The following is a 17444-nucleotide window of genomic DNA, read 5'->3' as shown; positions in this document are numbered from 1 at the left end:
ATGTGATAGCGTCATTTTTATATTTATTTTACTGATTATAGTAATTTTCTAAACCAGCGACAATTAAGTCAGTAATACGATCATGATATTCTTGAGAACGTATATAATCAATATCAGTACTATTACTCATATATCCGAGCTCTAATAGAACACTTGGTCGATTATTTTCTCGCAATACATGATAATTACCAAAGACAACATTATTGTTTGGTAATTCAAACTGAGCCAGTTGTTGATTAATACTGTCAGCTAAATCAAAGTCATCTTCATGGAAATAATAAGTCGTGGTCCCGTGCCAATCAGGCACAGGTGACGAATCATAGTGAAGTGATAAGAATGCATCGACATTGGCTTCGTTACTTAGGATTGTTCGCTCATCTAAGTCAACGAATTCATCAGTTGAACGAGTTTGAAGAACAGTCGCACCAGCAGCTTCCAATTTCTCCTGTAAGATTTCTGCTGTCCGTAAAGTAACATCTTTTTCATATGTAATATTATCTAAGCTAATCGCTCCAGAATCTTCGCCACCATGACCTGCGTCAATCATTATGGTTGCGTCGGCTAAGGAACCAGGATTGGTTGTGCCGACATGATTTAACGAGTAGCTTCCAAGGGCAGCGATACGAGATTCAATGTATCCTCTAATACCAGTTTCATCTTCAACCAAATAGAACTCAGTTTCATCTGTACCAGTAGTAATATCAATGAGTTCAAAGCGTTGATTGATAGATGGTGTATAGATGATGTCCGAATATAAATCCGGTGCTGATAAGAAGGCTTGGTTTTCTTGTCGTACGATTACTAATCTTTCAGCTTCTTCTAATTCTTCTTGCGTCATTTCATCTGGCAAAGATTCTTCTGTTGATTCAGGGTCAGGTACTGATTCAGGAATCGCATCTTGATGGATTAACTCTACAGAACTCGTTGGAATATAGCCATATTGGTTCTCATAGACAACTTGCACCCAGCCATTACTTTCGAAATTAACAATTAAATAAGTGCCCGCATCAATGTCAGCTAACTGCTGTGAGTCAGTAGTTTGCTCAGAATATATCGGTGATGCAACAAGTAAATGAGCGGCAAGATTTTGATCAGTTACCAAATTATCACTTTCAAGTAACCACTTTGGAATCCAACCTTCAGATGTTCCTTTATAACGCACTCGTAACCAACCATTTCGCTCGGATATAACATTTACATTTGCGTTTATATCGATGGAATCAATGGCTTGGCTATTTGTTGCTGGTTGACTTCTTAAAACGACAGACTCTTTTTCTATCGTCATTAATTCACTCGTTGTTAAGCTTAAGATAGCTATTGAACTCAGTAAAATTAAAACGAATGTAATAAAAGGTGGAAAATACTTTTTAGTATAAAGTCGCTTTAAGAATATATTGAAGGTATTGATAAAATCCCCCCACTCCTACAAAAATTTTAAAGATATTAATTTTATTATATAAATTGTGTAACATAAATTCAAATACGATTAACCTTTGTCACTCAATAGTAATATGTTTGTTATAAATCCGTTAAGACAACTTGGATTTTCAATAGAAAGAGTAGACAAGCCGATTAATATGTCATTAGTTTGGCTTAAATCATTTGCTGATTACCTCATATATTTTATCATAGTAGAAGAAACATTGCTTGGAAACGATTTAATTTGAATCCTTTAAGAAATTAGTTGATTAAATTTTAATTAGACTCTATAATAAAGGGGTATTTTAATAAAATCGTTGAAGTAGCCAAGTAAATGCCTCAATAACAGAGACTTCTCATTCCGCTGAAAGTAGAAGATGAGCCATTGAAGACACTATGGAGATGAACAATGCAAAGTTGTTCCGCTAACTACGTTACAGTTCTAAGGTAATAATATATATTGTTACAAATTTAGGTGGTACCGCGTTGAAGACGTCCTATAGCAACTTGCTGTAGGGCTTTTTTATATTTATGGAGGTAAATTATGTTAAAAAAACCAAAAGGAACAGAAGATATTCTGCCAGTTAATATTGATAAATGGCATTATGTTGAAGATACTGCTCGTGCAGTATTAGATTCATATAACTTTAAAGAAATTAGAACACCTTTATTCGAATCGATTGATTTATTTAAACGATCTGTAGGGAATACGACAGATATAGTTTCTAAAGAAATGTATGATTTTATGGATAAAGGGGACCGTCACCTGGCTTTACGTCCAGAAGGAACGGCGCCAATTGCCCGTGCTTATATCGAGCATAAATTGCATGGACCTGAACATCCACAGCCGTTAAAAGTTTATTATATGGAGCCTATGTTCCGTTATGAAAGACCACAAGCTGGAAGACAGCGTCAATTCCATCAATTAGGAATCGAAGTGTTTGGTAGTACAAATCCTGCGACTGATGTGGAAGGTATTGCATTAGCGATGGATTTATTTGATGAATTAGGTTTATCGAATTTATCACTACACATTAACTCTTTAGGAAAACCTGAAGAACGTGAGAATTATCGTAATGCTTTAATCGAATACTTTACACCCCTTAAAGATCAATTAAGTGAAGATTCGCAAAGACGTCTGGCTGATAACCCAATGCGTATTATCGATTCAAAAGATAAGAGAGACAAAGCTTTAGCTGAGTCTGCGCCAGTTATTCTAGATTTTCTAGGCGAAGAAAGTCAGAAACACTTTGATGAAGTTCAAGCATTACTAAATGCGCTGAATATTCCATTCACTGTGACACCAACTATTGTTCGTGGCCTAGATTATTATCAAGATACAATCTTTGAAATCCTGGCTACTGACGATTCTATTGGGGCACAGTCCACTGTATGTGGTGGTGGACGCTATGATGGCTTAGTCGAACAATTAGGCGGACCAAAGACACCTGGTTTTGGTTTCGGTATTGGTTTAGAAAGATTAATGCTTCTATTAGAGAATCAAGACGTTGACATTCCTGAATCTGAAGGCCTAGATATCTTTGTGATGAGCTTAGGTGAAGAGGCAAATATGATGGCATTACAAGTTGTTCAAGCAGCTAGAAAAGATGGTTTAGTTGCTGATCGTGACTACTTAAATCGAAGCATGAAATCACAATTTAAGACAGCTGATAAATTAAATACAACGCTTGTGATTACGATTGGAGAACAAGAGATTGAAACAGGAAAAGTCCAAGTAAAACATCAAGGAACTGGGAAACAAACCGAAGTTGCTTTTGATGATTTAATGACAGACTTTATGGGCGAGTATCGCAAATTAACTGTTGATACATCAGCCATTGACAAATATTTTGGAGGTAAATACTAATGAAAAAGAGAACGACTTATGCAGGTTTAATTAATGAATCATTTGTAGATAAAGAGGTAACATTAAAAGGGTGGGTACAAAAGCGCCGTGACTTAGGTGGCGTTATCTTTATTGACTTACGTGATAGAGAAGGCTTCTGTCAAGTAGTCTTCAACGCTCAATATATTCCAGAACAAATGGATGAAGCAGATCACTTAAGAAGTGAATACGTTGTTGAAGTCACAGGGACTTTAAAACGTCGTGCAGATGAGCAAGTAAACCCTAAAATTCCAACAGGTGAATTTGAATTATTAGCCACTGAATTAACAGTTCTTGCTAAAAGTAAAACACCACCAATTTATGTTGAAGATAGCATTGAAACTGATGAAGAAGTACGTTTACGTAATCGTTTCATCGATTTACGTCGTCCGAAGATGTTCAACAACATTCGTTTACGTCACCAAGTGACTCAAACAATTCGTCAATTCTTAAATAATTTGGACTTTATCGATGTTGAAACACCTTACTTAACTAAGTCAACACCTGAAGGGGCACGTGACTATTTAGTTCCAACACGAAATAACGCAGGTCATTTCTTTGCATTACCGCAATCACCACAATTATTCAAACAATTATTAATGGGTGCGGGAATGGACCGTTATTACCAAATCGTACGTTGTTTCCGTGATGAAGATTTACGTGGAGACCGTCAACCAGAATTTACACAAGTTGATATTGAAACAAGTTTCTTAACTCAAGCAGAAATTCAAGAATTTACTGAAGATATGTTAAAAGCAGTAGCGAAAGCAGCTAGAGGCATTGAAATCACTGAAGATTTCCCAGTAATGACTTATCAAGAAGCGATGGATCAATACGGTTCAGATAAACCTGACATTCGTTTCGAAATGAAATTAGTGGATCTTTCAGACTTCGCTAAAACAACTGACTTTGGAGTGTTCAAAGGTGCAGTTGATAACGGTGGTCAAGTAAAAGCAATCAACTTAAAAGGTCATGCAGACGATTATACGCGTAAAACTGCAGACGAAATATATAACGTAGTTAAACCATATGGAGCGAAAGGTCTAGCATGGACAAAAGTTTCAGAAGATGGCTTTAACGGTCCAATTGCAAAATTCTTCTCATCAGAAGAAGACTACAACTACTTAACCAATGCGTTAGACGCTAAAGTAGGAGATATCATCTTCTTTATGGCTGACTCTACAAAAGTCGTAGCAGACTCATTAGGCGCACTTAGACTTCACTTAGGATCTAAGCACGAATTATATGACCTATCTGAATTAGCTTTCCTTTGGGTAGTAGATTGGCCATTACTTGAGTATGATGAAGACAACAAACGTTACGTTGCAATGCACCACCCATTCACATCACCACAAAACTCAGATATTTCTGAATTATCTAATAAACCTCAAGACGCATTAGCAAATGCGTATGATATTGTTTTAAATGGTTATGAAATTGGTGGAGGAAGTATTCGTATCCATACTCGTGAAATGCAAGAACAAATGTTTGACCTATTAGGCTTCACTAAAGAAGAAGCATATAGTCAATTTGGTTTCTTATTAGACGCGTTAGAATACGGCTTCCCACCACACGGCGGAATTGCTTTAGGATTAGACCGTTTAGTTATGATTCTAGCTCAAGAGCCAAACATTCGTGAAGTGATTGCCTTCCCTAAAACTGGACGCGGTTTAGACTTAATGTCACAAGCTCCAAGTAGAGTAAGTAATGATCAATTACGTGAATTAAATATTTCAGTTAAAGAAAGCAAAAAGTAATTTTAAGGTAAAGCATACAAGGAGAGATATCATGTATATCGGATCACACGTTTCAATGAAGGGAAAAGAGATGCTTCTAGGTGCTGCTCAAGAAGCAGCATCTTACGGAAGTAATATCTTTATGATTTACACTGGCGCGCCCCAAAACACGCGTCGAAAAGAAGTCTCTGAGTTTAGAATTGAAGAAGCAAAGACGTTTATGAAAGAGAACGGTATTGAATTTTTCACAGTTCATGCTCCTTACATTGTTAATCTTGCTAACACAACGAAGGAAGGTTACCATGACTTTGCGATGCAATTTTTACGAGAAGAAATTGAACGCGTAGAAGCTATTGGTGCCACTCAAATTACGATGCATCCAGGTGCGCATGTGGGCGCGGGTGCTGAAGTTGGGATTAAGCAAATTATCAACGGTCTAAATGGCGTTTTAACTGCAGAACAATCACCACAGATTGCTTTAGAGACGATGGCAGGTAAGGGGACGGAAATTGGTAGAAACTTTGAGGAATTAGCTGCCATTATTGATGGGGTTACTTTCAACGAGAAGTTATCAATTACCTTAGATACGTGTCACGTTTATGATGCGGGTTATGATCTTGTTAATGATTTAGATGGTGTATTGAACGAATTTGATAAAGTCATTGGCTTAGATCGATTAAAAGTCTTACATATCAATGATTCTAAAAATCCATTTAAGAGTTATAAAGATAGACACGCTAATATTGGTGAAGGATCTATTGGCTTTGATACGCTGAATGCAATTGTTCATCATCCACAACTGAGCCATATCCCTAAGATTCTTGAAACACCTTGGGTGCCAATTCCTGAGAAAGAAAAGGTTAAAGTAGCTCCTTATAAAGAGGAGATTGCTATGTTTAAAGCAAACACTTATAATCCGAATTTAATCACAGATATTTTAAGATAAATAAAAACACTAACGCATATTAAGCTCTTAGAGAGCCGAATATGTGTTAGTGTTTATTTTGTTATTAGATTCTTTGTGGTAAATTCATGACTTCCATGACGATACTCGCTGATTCTTCAATACTACGATCAGAAACATTAATAATCGGACAACCTAACTCTTCATAAATTTTATGAGCGTATTCCAACTCTTCATTGACACGTGTTTTAGAAGCATATTTTGAACCCGTACCTATGCCGTATTCCTTCATACGCGATTCTCGATGTTTATTTATTACAGCAGAACTATTCGTTAAACCAATGACTTTCTTTGGATCGATTTCGTATAGAATCGGTGTGACTTCCTTTTCAGGAATTAAAGGTAAGTTTGCGACCTTATAGCCTAAAGTACCTAGATACATACTTAATGGTGTTTTACCAGTTCGAGAAATACCTAGAATAACAATCTCAGCTTCGCGTAAACCTTTAGGATCTTTACCATCATCGTAAGCTAGACAGAATTCCATGGCACGAATGCGATCGAAATAATCTTCTGATAATTCATATTGGGCACCACTGATAGCAGATGGTTCAGTTTCTAATCGACGAGCAATTTCTAAAGTGAAAGGTTGAATTAAGTTATAACAAATTAAACCAGTCTTAATGCAATATTTTTCAGCAAATTTAGCAAGTTCTGCATCGGCAATTGTCATAAACACTAAACCATCATGTTCATTTGCATCTTCAAGAATAGATTGAAGTGTTTCATGGTTTGAAATAAATGTATATTTATGTGATACTGTAGTGACATTAGGAAACTGTGCGAAAGAGGCTTTTGCCACCTTTTGAGCAGTTTCTCCAATTGAATCTGATAAAATATAATAATGTAGTACTTTATTATTATTCATGTTAAAATGACCCCCTATAAGTTCTTACATCATAGCATATTTATATAAGGAGACGTCAAGTAATGACTTATGAAGTTATAACAAAAAAAGAAGAAAATAAAATTAATGAAGCAATCTTAAAATTAAAAGAATTCGGCTTTAAAAACACTAAAAAAAGACAAGAAATATTAACGCTGTTTGCATGTAATGATCGTTACTTAAGTGCGCAAACAGTTCATGAGAAACTAACAGAAAATTATCCCACAATGAGTTACAACACTACGTATCGTAATGTATATGACTTTGTCGAAGCTGGTATTCTGGAAGCAACAGAATATAACCAAGAACAACATTTTCGTATGAATTGTTTAGACCACAATCACCATCACCATCATTTCATTTGTACAAATTGTGGGATGGCAATACCTTTAGAAACATGCCCGATGGATTTAACCAAAATGACGGATGCTTTAAATGATGTTCAAATTGACACACATCGATTTGAAATATTTGGTTTATGTTCAAAGTGTAAAGTATAAAACTTAAATTAAAAATTTTATCTAATAAACTTTTCGATAAATAGGATAAAAATCCTATATTTAATCGAATTTTTGAAAATAAATATACACTTTCTATGAAAAAACTTTCATTAAGACCTTGCAAAGACAAGGTTGTTTGATTATAATATTACAAGAACTTTATTATTTTGCATAAAAAATAGTAAGGTCAGAAAAGCTTGGGAGGAGGGGATTCATAATGTCTAAGACAGTAGTTCGTGATAACGAATCATTAGAAGACGCTCTTCGTCGCTTTAAGCGAGATGTTTCAAAAACAGGTACTTTAAGAGAAGCACGTAAACGTGAATTTTACGAAAAACCAAGTGTTAAACGTAAGAAAAAATCGGAAGCAGCTCGTAAAAGAAAATTCTAAATAACAGATAGGTGAGGCGAAATGTCACTAACTGAACGAATTAATCAAGACGTCAAGCAAGCGATGAAGGCTAGAGATAAAGAGACTTTAAAAGTATTACGTATGTTGAAGTCGGCATTACAAATGGAGCAATTAGAGCATTCTGAACCTTTAAATGAGGAGCAAGAAATTACGATAATTGCTCGCGAATTAAAACAGCGTAAAGATTCTTTAGCTGAATTTGAAAAAGCTGGACGACAAGATTTAGTAGATGAAGTAACCGATGAAATTGTAGTAGTCGAACGTTACTTACCTAAACAATTATCAGAAGAAGAAATTGAAGTTGAAGTTCGAAAAGTAATGGACGAACTGAATGCTACTTCTAAATCTGACTTTGGTAAAGTTATGGGGAAAGCTATGGCCAACCTAAAAGGAAAAGCTGATGGTAACCTTGTAAAAGAAGTTACAAAGAATCTATTAGGTTAATCTTTTTAAACACCCGAAAGGGTGTTTTTATTTTTATACAAAAAGCTGCGAGTAAGAGAAATCTCACTCGCAGCTTTATTTATCTAGTATAGAAAATTATTTAGTAATTTCATAAGAATGAACAAGTGTTGTTTCACGGTTGTCTAAATCTTCACCAACCACTTGATATAATTCATAAGTGACAGTATCCGAAGTTACGTCTACAACAGAGTAGTGTTGGAAGTTTGATTCACGTGCATTTGAATGACCTTCTGCATAGAATGAAGAAATGAAAGGTTGTTCTTCTGTTAATAACAACTCGCGGAAGCTATTAATATTTTCTTCAGTTAATTCATGACCGAATAAGTCTTCGTATGTTTCATGAATATCTTCTTTTTCTAAGATCCAATCAAAACTTTCAAGCTTATAAATCGTATTATAAGTCTTAGTTCCCGCTGTACTAGGAATGAAGAAGACCGTTCCTTCAGGATTATTGAACGTTGTCACATCTTCATTCGTTTCACCTGCAGTGGCTACTTCTGCGTTACCGAATGCTTCAGCATTATGAGTTAGTGCATGAGTCACGGTTAAGTTGTGATCGTGCCCATTGAAGACTAAGTCTACATCATACTCATCTAGTAAAGCCATTAAATCATCACGAATTAATTGTACACTTTCATCTTCTAATGAATGATAAGATGAAGAGAATAGAGGGCGGTGATAGCTGACAAATACCCAGTCAATGTCTCCGTTGTCCTTAGCTTCTTGAGCTTTTTGTAACTCTTCTTCAAACCACTCCATTTGGTTATCTAAGATTGCTGGTGCTTCATCTTCGTTTGATTCATTTGCTTGTTCAGTGTTTAAGTTAATGAATTGTACACCGTTATAACGTGTTGAATAAGCTGCACCAGAATCCATCCCTTCAACTGCATTGTCGGTATTAATATGATCTAAGAAGTTATCATTATCATGGTTACCGGTGATAAACATATGTGGCATTTCATTATTTAATGGTAATAATGCATCTAAAGTTAAGTCCCATTCTGTATCGTTCCAGTCATCATTAACCACATCACCTGTATGTAGAGCAAATTTTGCATCTTCTGCATTAGGGTTTTCTAACATTGATTGAATCGTAGAATTTGAATAATCTGCTTCTGAACGTTGGTTTTCTGATGAGAAAGCGTTTTGAGTGTCAGTATAGTGAATGAATGAGAAATCTTCATTTGATTCGCTTGCTGTTGTAAATGTCGCTTCTTCAGATAATTCACCGTCTTTATTTCCAACTGCGTAGTGATATACAGTATTTGGATTTAATTCAGTCGCAGTCGCTTTATAGGCTGTTTCAGTAAAGCTAGGATAAGGTAAACCTAAAGAATAATTGTCAAACCCTTTGTCTAGCCATAATAAGTTGTCATTTGAAAATACTTCATCAGTATAGTATCCAATAACTTGATCTGGATTTTCAGCTGCAATCCATGGGTCATCATCGTCTGTCATGGGCTCATCTTCTTCCTCATCCCACATAATAGCATAAACGTAATGCCCGTCTTCTGTCATTTGGTTATAGAAAGCATCATCAATTTCAATGATTTCAGGATCTACTTCAGCAGCGTCATCCATCGATTGCCCATCTTCCCAAATGTATAACTTAGCGTTCTCATCTGCATCCGTTGTGTGCCATTGGAAATGCATTAATGTCGAAGGATCATCTGTTAAGTTCGTTGTAATTCTGTTTGGTGTATTATTCACAGGCGCCTCAGGATTAGCTGGGTTTTCTTGAGTGATTTCTGCAGTTTCTCCACCAATCGTTACTGCTGTAATATTACCTTCATCGTCAAAGTCAATGCCGTCTTCTGCCGTAATTGCTTCTTCAGAATATGCCTCATCATTCGCACGTTCCTCATTAGCGATATGTGTATTTTCAGTGATTGAACCTGTGGTTGTTTCTTGTGCGTGAACATTAAATCCAACACTTGATAACATAGTCGTTGCCAGTAAAGCAGACAAGACCATTTTTTTCAAAGATTTCATTTACATTCTCCTTAAACAATATTTTTGTTATTTCCATCACTAACTATACGATAGAAGTGTAAATTCCCTGTAAATATTGTGTAAATTAGATGTAAAGATGAAAAAATGAAGTAACTTTGCTCTACCATGCAATGTTTAAAGGATTTTGTTATAATTAGGTACTAAAGTTCATTTTTTTATGTATTTATGGTAATCTTATTTTAATTAAAGACAATGATAAAAGGAGCGTATTATTTGAGCGGAGCAGATGCATTTTCACAACAAGTTATTGTATCAAACCAAGATTGGTTATTAGCGATACTAGGAACACATGATAAGTATGTTCGATTACTCGAAGAGAACTTTGATATTCAGGTAAGTAATCGTGGCGAAGTCATAACAATATCAGGAAAAGAAGATGATGTTGAGATGACACGAGCAATCATGTTGAATTTAGTTGAGCTTTTAGAAAGAGGGATTACCCCTCGAACGATGGATATCATTACTGCTGTTAAGATGGCAAAAAATGGAACCATTGAATATTTCATTAACCTATTTGAAGAAGTCATCGGTCGAGCATATGACGGAACAGCGATTCGTGCGAAAAATTTTGGACAATTACAATATGTCAAAGCAGTTGAAACTCACGATGTGGTGTTTGGAATCGGGCCAGCAGGTACAGGGAAAACTTTCTTAGCGGTAGTTTTAGCAGTTCAAGCTATGAGAGAAGGCCGTGTTAAGAAAATCATTTTAACTCGTCCTGCCGTAGAAGCCGGAGAGAGCCTTGGATTTTTACCAGGCGACTTGAAAGAAAAAGTAGATCCATATCTGAGACCTGTTTACGATGCACTTTATGCTATTTTTGGGATGGAACATACAAATCGTTTGATGGAAAGAGGTATTATTGAAATTGCGCCTTTAGCATATATGCGTGGTCGTACATTAGATGACGCTTTTGTTATCTTAGATGAAGCTCAAAATACAACCATTGCACAAATGAAGATGTTCTTAACACGACTTGGCTTTGGTTCTAAGATGATTATTAACGGAGACCAAACTCAAATTGACTTACCAAAAGGTGTTAAATCAGGCTTAATTGATGCTGAGAGAAAATTAAATAAAATAAATAAAATTAAATTTAATTACTTTGATGAATTTGATGTTGTACGTCATCCAGTTGTAGCGGATATTATTAGAGCTTATTCTGAAGATTAATTTTATATAGAGGGGGAGTAAAATGAACCAGCAATTACGGAAACTACAGACGGTTTTAGGCACATTATTCATCCCTCTAATTATTTTGCTTATGTCTGTGTTGATATTTTTCATAGGTTTTACTGATGTGCAACCTGAACAATATAACTTTCGGATCAACCAAGTAGCGGAGGAAACGGTTCAAGCACCTGTAACAATAGAAGATACTGAACAGACTGAGATAAATAGGGAACGTGCACGCTCAAGCGTGCCAGACGCATATGTATTTCAGCCTGCTATTCTTGAACAACAAGTGGAGCAGGCTGAAGAGTTTTTTAATTTAATTTATTCTATTAGAGAGAATGAATACTCAACCGTCGACATTAATGAGATGCTTGAAGATTCTGTATTAAGTAATCTGATGGATATCACTTCGATTGATAGTCAACGAACTGAGACACAATCCGTTCCGTTTGGACAATTAGAAGATACTGAACAGCATGTAGTTTATAATCAAGCGGTCTTAGCGAGTGAGGGTGATTCGGTCAGAGAATTAGATGAATCGCTATCAGTGGACTCAATTACTACGCTATTAACAGTGAATAATGAAGCATTGAATCAATTGCAACAGCAAATTAATGATTTACTTGCGAGTGTTTTAAGTAGTGAAATTGAATCGACTGATTTAAATCAAATTTTATCAGATGTGAATCAGTACATTAGTGAATTGGATATTGACTCTGAAAGTAAGGGAATTATCAGCGAATTAATGCAGGAATTGGTTGTACCAACAGTTGTCTTTAGTGAAAGCGAGACAGAAAAGCGTCGTGAAGAAGCTGAGAATGCTGTTCAACCGAGCTATATCTTACAGGGGCAAATTATCGTCCAAGAAGGACACATTATTAACCAAACAACCTATAGACAATTAGATTTATTAGGTTATTTAGATCAAGAGTCGAATAATGATTTATTAATTGCTTTTGCTGCAGTCATTATCATTCATGCAATCGCACTTGTTTACTATGTTGTTAAAGAGAAAGAAAAAGCGTTATTGGACATTGAATTAGGTACACAAATATTGGGCTATGGCTTACTCTTTACAGTAAGTTTCCTTGTCTTGAGAGTGTTGCATATATTGCAATTGAATGGGATTGATTATGCAATGTTATTTCTGCCAATCTATGTGATCCCAATGTTGTTAAGACCAAGAACTAATATAAGATTAACCTTATTCTTTATGGGCTTTTTCAATTTATTGGCGTTATTTATATCACATGATGGCGATAGTATGACTGTGACCTTTATGATTACGATCTTTTATTTCTTTAGTTCATTGATTTCATTAAGTTATCAATTATTAGTGAAGAATAAAAATTCATTAAGATACGGTTTCTTATATGCATTAGCTTTGCATGCCGTTTTTGCGATACCGATTGTGTTGATGACGAACGTTACATTAGTATCTGAAACTTTAGTCGTTATATTATCGTTTATTTTATTTAATTTACTGATTGCATTTGGCATTTATTTCTTTATTGAACCATATTGGCATAAACTGTTAAGCAGCAAAGCACCATTAACATTAAATCAACTAGCGAATTTAACTCATCCGCTACTGAAAAGTATTGTGGAGAAAGCTCCAGGTTCATATCATCATAGTATGATGGTAGCGAATATTGCAGCGAATGCTGCGGATGCTATCGGATCAGATTCATCGTTAGTGAGAATTGCATCGTATTATCATGATATTGGAAAGGTAAATCATCCATTGTTTTTTGTTGAGAATTTATCTGAAGGAATGGAGTCACCACATTCAATGGTGACGGCTGAAGAGAGTGCCGCCATTATTATTGGGCATGTCACTGAAGGTGAAAAGATTTTACGAGAATATGATATGCCAGAAAGTGTGATAGATATTTGTATGCAGCATCACGGAACTACTTTAGTAAGGTATTTTTATCATCAAGCGAAACAAGCTGACAATCATGTGGACGAGGAAAAGTTCCGTTATCCTGGACCTAAACCTCAAAGCAAAGAAGCGATGATTATTATGATTGCTGATTCAGTTGAAGCTGCCTCTAGAACAATTAAAGAACATACGCAAACGGCTTTTGAAAACTTAGTTGATAATATTATTAATGGAAAATTGGCTGAAGGGCAATTTGAAGAGTGCCATATGACAGTCGCAGAATTAGAAAAAGTTAAAAAATCAATTGTACATACAATAGCAAGTACATTTCATACTCGTGTTGAGTATCCAGATTAAATAACGGAGGACAACTTATGATTATAGATTTAATAGATGAAGATGGGTTACTAACTGAAGAACATACAGAAATGTTAAACCATATTATTACTCAAACAGCTCATAAACTTGGATTAGGTGAGGGAATCGAAGTCGATATTTCTATCGTTTCTAATGATATTATTCATGAATTGAATAAAGAATACCGTGGTATCGATCGACCAACAGATGTGTTAAGTTTTGCCTTAGAGGAAGACATAGAAGAGGCACCAAACTTCAACTTCGATTCATTCTCTAATATCGAAGGTGGCGGTGATGTGTCCAAACACTTAGGAGATATTATTATTTCTTTTGAAAAAACCGTTGAACAGGCTGAAGATTATGGACATTCAGTCGAAAGAGAATTAGCATTCTTAGCTGTCCATGGCTTCTTACATTTGAATGGATATGACCATCAAACCGAAGCTGACGAAAAAGAAATGTTCTCGTTACAAGAAGAGGTGCTAGAAGAAAATGGCTTTTCACGAGGGCAATAATAAATTTACGAAGTCTGTCTATCATGCAGTCCAAGGGATTATGGAGACAGTAAAAGTCGAAAGAAATATTAAAATCCATATGATTATTACAGCTCTAGTTATCATTGCAGGCTTTCTATTCAAGATTAATTTAGTTGAGTGGTTGAGTATCGTTATTTGCATTGGCTTAGTCATCGGTATGGAATTATTGAATACTTCCATCGAACATACAGTTGATTTAGCATGTCAAAAGGAGTACCATCAACTAGCGAAAAAAGCAAAAGATGCATCCGCTGGCGCAGTATTAGTAGTTGCTACCATGTCGGTTGTTATTGGAATGATTATATTTATACCAAAAATTTGGAAGTTAATATTTATTAATTAAGGAGTGTTTATGAAAAATAACAAATTTAAATCAGGTTTTATTACCATTATTGGTAGACCAAATGTAGGGAAATCAACTTTATTAAACCGTTTTGTCGGACAAAAAGTAGCAATTATGTCTGATAAAGCGCAAACAACACGTAATCGAATTCAAGGGGTTGTGACTGATGAAGAAAGCCAAATTGTCTTCATAGATACACCGGGAATTCATAAACCAAAACATGCGTTAGGTGACTTTATGTTGAATGCAGCATACAGCGCACTTAAAGGGGTAGACGGAATCTTAGTAGTTGTGAATGCCTCCGAAAAAATCGGACCTGGGGACCGCTTGGTGATTGAACGCGTGAAACAAGCGAACATTCCTGTGTTCTTAGTTATTAATAAGATTGATCTAGTAACACCAGACGAATTATTACCAATCATTGACTCGTACCGTCAAGAACATGATTTTGATGAAATCTTCCCAATCAGTGCCACAGAAGGTAATAATGTTGATGCGCTAGTTAAAGGAATTAAAGAAATTATTCCAGAAGGACCTCAATATTATCCAGCTGACCAAGTGATGGATCACCCAGAATACTTTATAGTCGCTGAATTTATTCGTGAGAAAATATTAGAATTAACGCGCGAAGAAATTCCGCATTCGGTTGCGGTTCAAGTTGAGAGTATGAGACGTAACGAAGATGATAAGATTGAGATTCAAGCAGCTATTATTGTAGAACGCAGTTCTCAAAAAGGAATTATTATCGGAGCCCAAGGATCAATGATTAAAAAAATTGGTCAACGCGCTCGTCGAGATATTGAAATTCTATTAGGAGATAAAGTTTATCTTGATTTATGGGTGAAAGTTCAAAAGAATTGGCGCGATCGTCGTACTCAATTGAATGACTTTGGTTATCAACCAGATAATTATTAAATGGCAGAGGTGATTAGTTGAATGAACGGTTTGAAGGGATTGTTTTGTTTCAAAGAAAGCATCGTGAACATGATGCGCTCGTAAAGATTTTTACAGAAGATTATGGAACAAAAATGTTCTTTGTAAGAGGCTTACAAAAACCTAATCATCGCTTAACTAGTCAACTGATACCACTCACAGTGAACCACTATATTGGTAACATAAATGAAGAAGGCTTATCTTTTCTAAAAGAAGCGAATACGATTGAAATTCATCGAAAAATTCAAACGGACTATATGAAACAAGCATATTCAAGTTATGTGACCCAATTAGTAGATGCAGCGATTAATGACAACACACCAGATCAAGCATTATATGAGATGCTAAAGAAAGCATTGGAACTAATGAATAGCGATGTCTCTTACGAAGCGATTACGATCAGCATGGAGATTAAGTTATTACGGTATTTTGGTTTTGACATACATTTTGATCGGTGTCGCATCTGTGGCACAACGGTACAGCCCTTTGATTTCAGTATCAAATTACAAGGGGTGTTATGTCAGAAACACTTTCATGAAGATCCATTTCGTATGCATATTGCGCCTAAGGCAATGTTTATTGCAAGTCGACTTGATTTAGCTAGTTTACATCAGATTAATAGTATTCAGGTTAGTCAGGAGACAATCCAAGAATTACGTCGATTAATGGATGAAATTTATAAAGAATTTGTCGGTATTAACTTGAAGAGCAAGAGTTATTTAAATATTTTGGACACTTTAAGTGCTTCCATGCAAGATATCATCAGAAAACGACACAAATCTGATTGAGAATTTGAGTGAATTGTAGTATGATGTTTTATGTATTAAGGTGAATAAATAAGATAGTAAAGCGAGTCTAGGAGAGTGAAAGCTAGACCAAATCGAAGGCAACCTTAAAAGTGTTTTTTAATTGAATCGTTTGACATAAGTGCAAGTTAACGCTTGAATTAGGGTGGAACCGCGAATTTACTTCGTCCCTATGATTTAGATTTTTATCTAATCATAGGGGCAGTTTTTTTATTTTACAGAAAAGAGGAATTATCAATGGCAAAGACAATTCAAGAAATGATATTAACATTACAACAATTTTGGGCAGAACAAGGGTGTTTAATTTTACAAAGTTATGACACTGAAAAAGGGGCAGGAACAATGAGCCCGTATACATTCTTGCGTGCGATCGGACCTGAGCCTTGGAATGCAGCGTATGTTGAACCATCAAGACGTCCAGCAGATGGTCGTTATGGTGAAAACCCAAACCGTTTATATCAACATCACCAATTTCAAGTTGTGATGAAACCATCTCCAACAAATATTCAAGAATTATACTTAGATAGTTTAGTTGCTTTAGGAATTGATCCACTTGCACATGACATTCGTTTTGTTGAAGATAACTGGGAAAACCCATCATTAGGCTGTGCAGGATTAGGTTGGGAAGTATGGATTGATGGAATGGAAATTACACAATTTACTTACTTCCAACAAGTAGGTGGCTTAAAAGTAGATCCAGTAACTAGTGAATTAACCTATGGTTTAGAGCGTTTAGCAATGTATATTCTAGATGTAGATAATGTTTATGATTTAGAATGGGCTCCGGGAGTGAAATACGGCGAAATATTTAAACAACCCGAACGTGAACATTCGACTTACTCATTCGATTTAAGTAATACAGAAATGCTTTTCACACAATTTAATGCCTTTGAAAAAGAAGCAATGAATTTAATTGATAATGGACTGTCACATCCAGCTTATGATTACATCTTAAAATGTTCGCACACATTCAATTTACTTGATGCACGTGGAGTGATCTCTCAGTCAGACCGTGCTGGGTACTTAGGTAGAATTAGAAAAATGGCTCGCTCTGTTGCACAAGCATTTGTCAATGAGCGTGAAGAGCTTGGCTTCCCATTATTAAACAAAGACAAAGCGTAAAGGAGC

16 protein-coding genes and 1 other annotated feature are annotated in these 17444 nt (G+C 35.6%); of the genes, 13 read left to right on the top strand and 3 right to left on the bottom strand.

Annotated features, from left to right (window positions below; genetic code table 11):
* Positions 1-28 precede the first annotated feature (28 nt).
* Positions 29-1285: an N-acetylmuramoyl-L-alanine amidase family protein gene (locus tag FEZ33_RS03130; RefSeq protein WP_138403943.1), complete on the bottom strand. Its 1257-nt coding sequence runs from the start codon at positions 1283-1285 to the stop codon at positions 29-31.
* Between the two features lie 442 nt (positions 1286-1727).
* Positions 1728-1922 (top strand) — a binding site (T-box leader).
* Between the two features lie 41 nt (positions 1923-1963).
* Here FEZ33_RS03130 and hisS point away from each other — a divergent pair.
* From hisS to FEZ33_RS03115, 3 genes are read left to right on the top strand one after another with little or no spacing between them, the layout of a single operon-like run.
* Complete coding sequence (gene hisS / locus FEZ33_RS03125; RefSeq protein ID WP_138403942.1) at positions 1964-3286, top strand: histidine--tRNA ligase; 1323 nt, start codon at positions 1964-1966, stop codon at positions 3284-3286.
* A complete protein-coding gene (aspS, locus tag FEZ33_RS03120; protein ID WP_138403941.1) occupies positions 3286-5061 on the top strand; it encodes an aspartate--tRNA ligase in 1776 nt (591 codons plus the stop codon). Before hisS ends, aspS begins: the two co-directional genes overlap by 1 nt.
* Positions 5062-5092: 31 nt before the next feature.
* Entirely contained in the window at positions 5093-5986 is an 894-nt protein-coding gene (locus tag FEZ33_RS03115; protein WP_138403940.1) for a deoxyribonuclease IV, read from the top strand.
* Positions 5987-6050: 64 nt separating this feature from the next.
* On the opposite strand, the gene FEZ33_RS03110 is transcribed toward FEZ33_RS03115, so the two are convergent.
* Positions 6051-6872 (bottom strand): pyruvate, water dikinase regulatory protein, encoded by an 822-nt coding sequence (locus FEZ33_RS03110; protein WP_138403939.1) that lies wholly within the window; start codon positions 6870-6872, stop codon positions 6051-6053.
* 62 nt (positions 6873-6934) lie between these two features.
* Here FEZ33_RS03110 and FEZ33_RS03105 point away from each other — a divergent pair, with 62 nt between their 5' ends.
* From FEZ33_RS03105 to FEZ33_RS03095, 3 genes are all read left to right on the top strand, one after another.
* Entirely contained in the window at positions 6935-7390 is a 456-nt protein-coding gene (locus tag FEZ33_RS03105; protein ID WP_138403938.1) for a Fur family transcriptional regulator, read from the top strand.
* A gap of 217 nt (positions 7391-7607) precedes the next feature.
* Positions 7608-7781 carry a 30S ribosomal protein S21 gene (gene rpsU / locus FEZ33_RS03100; RefSeq protein ID WP_138403937.1) on the top strand — a complete coding sequence of 58 codons (174 nt, stop codon included), beginning with the start codon at positions 7608-7610 and terminating at the stop codon, positions 7779-7781.
* 21 nt (positions 7782-7802) lie between these two features.
* Positions 7803-8246, top strand: coding sequence for a GatB/YqeY domain-containing protein (locus FEZ33_RS03095; RefSeq protein WP_138403936.1), 444 nt, complete (start codon positions 7803-7805; stop codon positions 8244-8246).
* Between the two features lie 96 nt (positions 8247-8342).
* Here FEZ33_RS03095 and FEZ33_RS03090 read toward each other — a convergent pair whose 3' ends face one another.
* Complete coding sequence (locus FEZ33_RS03090; RefSeq protein WP_138403935.1) at positions 8343-10259, bottom strand: purple acid phosphatase family protein; 1917 nt, start codon at positions 10257-10259, stop codon at positions 8343-8345.
* A 234-nt stretch (positions 10260-10493) separates the two neighbouring features.
* Between FEZ33_RS03090 and FEZ33_RS03085 the strand changes: the two genes are divergently transcribed.
* From FEZ33_RS03085 to glyQ, 7 genes are all read left to right on the top strand, one after another.
* Positions 10494-11453, top strand: a complete 960-nt coding sequence (locus tag FEZ33_RS03085) for a PhoH family protein (protein ID WP_138403934.1) — start codon at positions 10494-10496, stop codon at positions 11451-11453.
* A gap of 22 nt (positions 11454-11475) precedes the next feature.
* Positions 11476-13698, top strand: coding sequence for an HD family phosphohydrolase (locus tag FEZ33_RS03080; RefSeq protein ID WP_138403933.1), 2223 nt, complete (start codon positions 11476-11478; stop codon positions 13696-13698).
* 17 nt (positions 13699-13715) lie between these two features.
* Positions 13716-14213 (top strand): rRNA maturation RNase YbeY, encoded by a 498-nt coding sequence (ybeY, locus tag FEZ33_RS03075; protein ID WP_138403932.1) that lies wholly within the window; start codon positions 13716-13718, stop codon positions 14211-14213.
* Complete coding sequence (locus tag FEZ33_RS03070; protein WP_138403931.1) at positions 14191-14577, top strand: diacylglycerol kinase family protein; 387 nt, start codon at positions 14191-14193, stop codon at positions 14575-14577. Before ybeY ends, FEZ33_RS03070 begins: the two co-directional genes overlap by 23 nt.
* Before the next feature lie 9 nt (positions 14578-14586).
* Positions 14587-15492, top strand: coding sequence for a GTPase Era (gene era / locus FEZ33_RS03065; protein WP_138403930.1), 906 nt, complete (start codon positions 14587-14589; stop codon positions 15490-15492).
* A gap of 17 nt (positions 15493-15509) precedes the next feature.
* Complete coding sequence (gene recO, locus FEZ33_RS03060; protein WP_138403929.1) at positions 15510-16298, top strand: DNA repair protein RecO; 789 nt, start codon at positions 15510-15512, stop codon at positions 16296-16298.
* Positions 16299-16553: 255 nt separating this feature from the next.
* Positions 16554-17438 carry a glycine--tRNA ligase subunit alpha gene (gene glyQ, locus FEZ33_RS03055; protein WP_138403928.1) on the top strand — a complete coding sequence of 295 codons (885 nt, stop codon included), beginning with the start codon at positions 16554-16556 and terminating at the stop codon, positions 17436-17438.
* Positions 17439-17444: the final 6 nt, after the last annotated feature.

It is taken from the genome of Ruoffia tabacinasalis (genome assembly GCF_005864045.1).
GTDB classification, from domain to species: Bacteria; Bacillota; Bacilli; order Lactobacillales; family Aerococcaceae; genus Ruoffia; species Ruoffia tabacinasalis.
The sequence above is the reverse complement of the archived record's forward strand: the minus strand, read 5'-3'. Positions and strand labels throughout refer to the sequence as shown.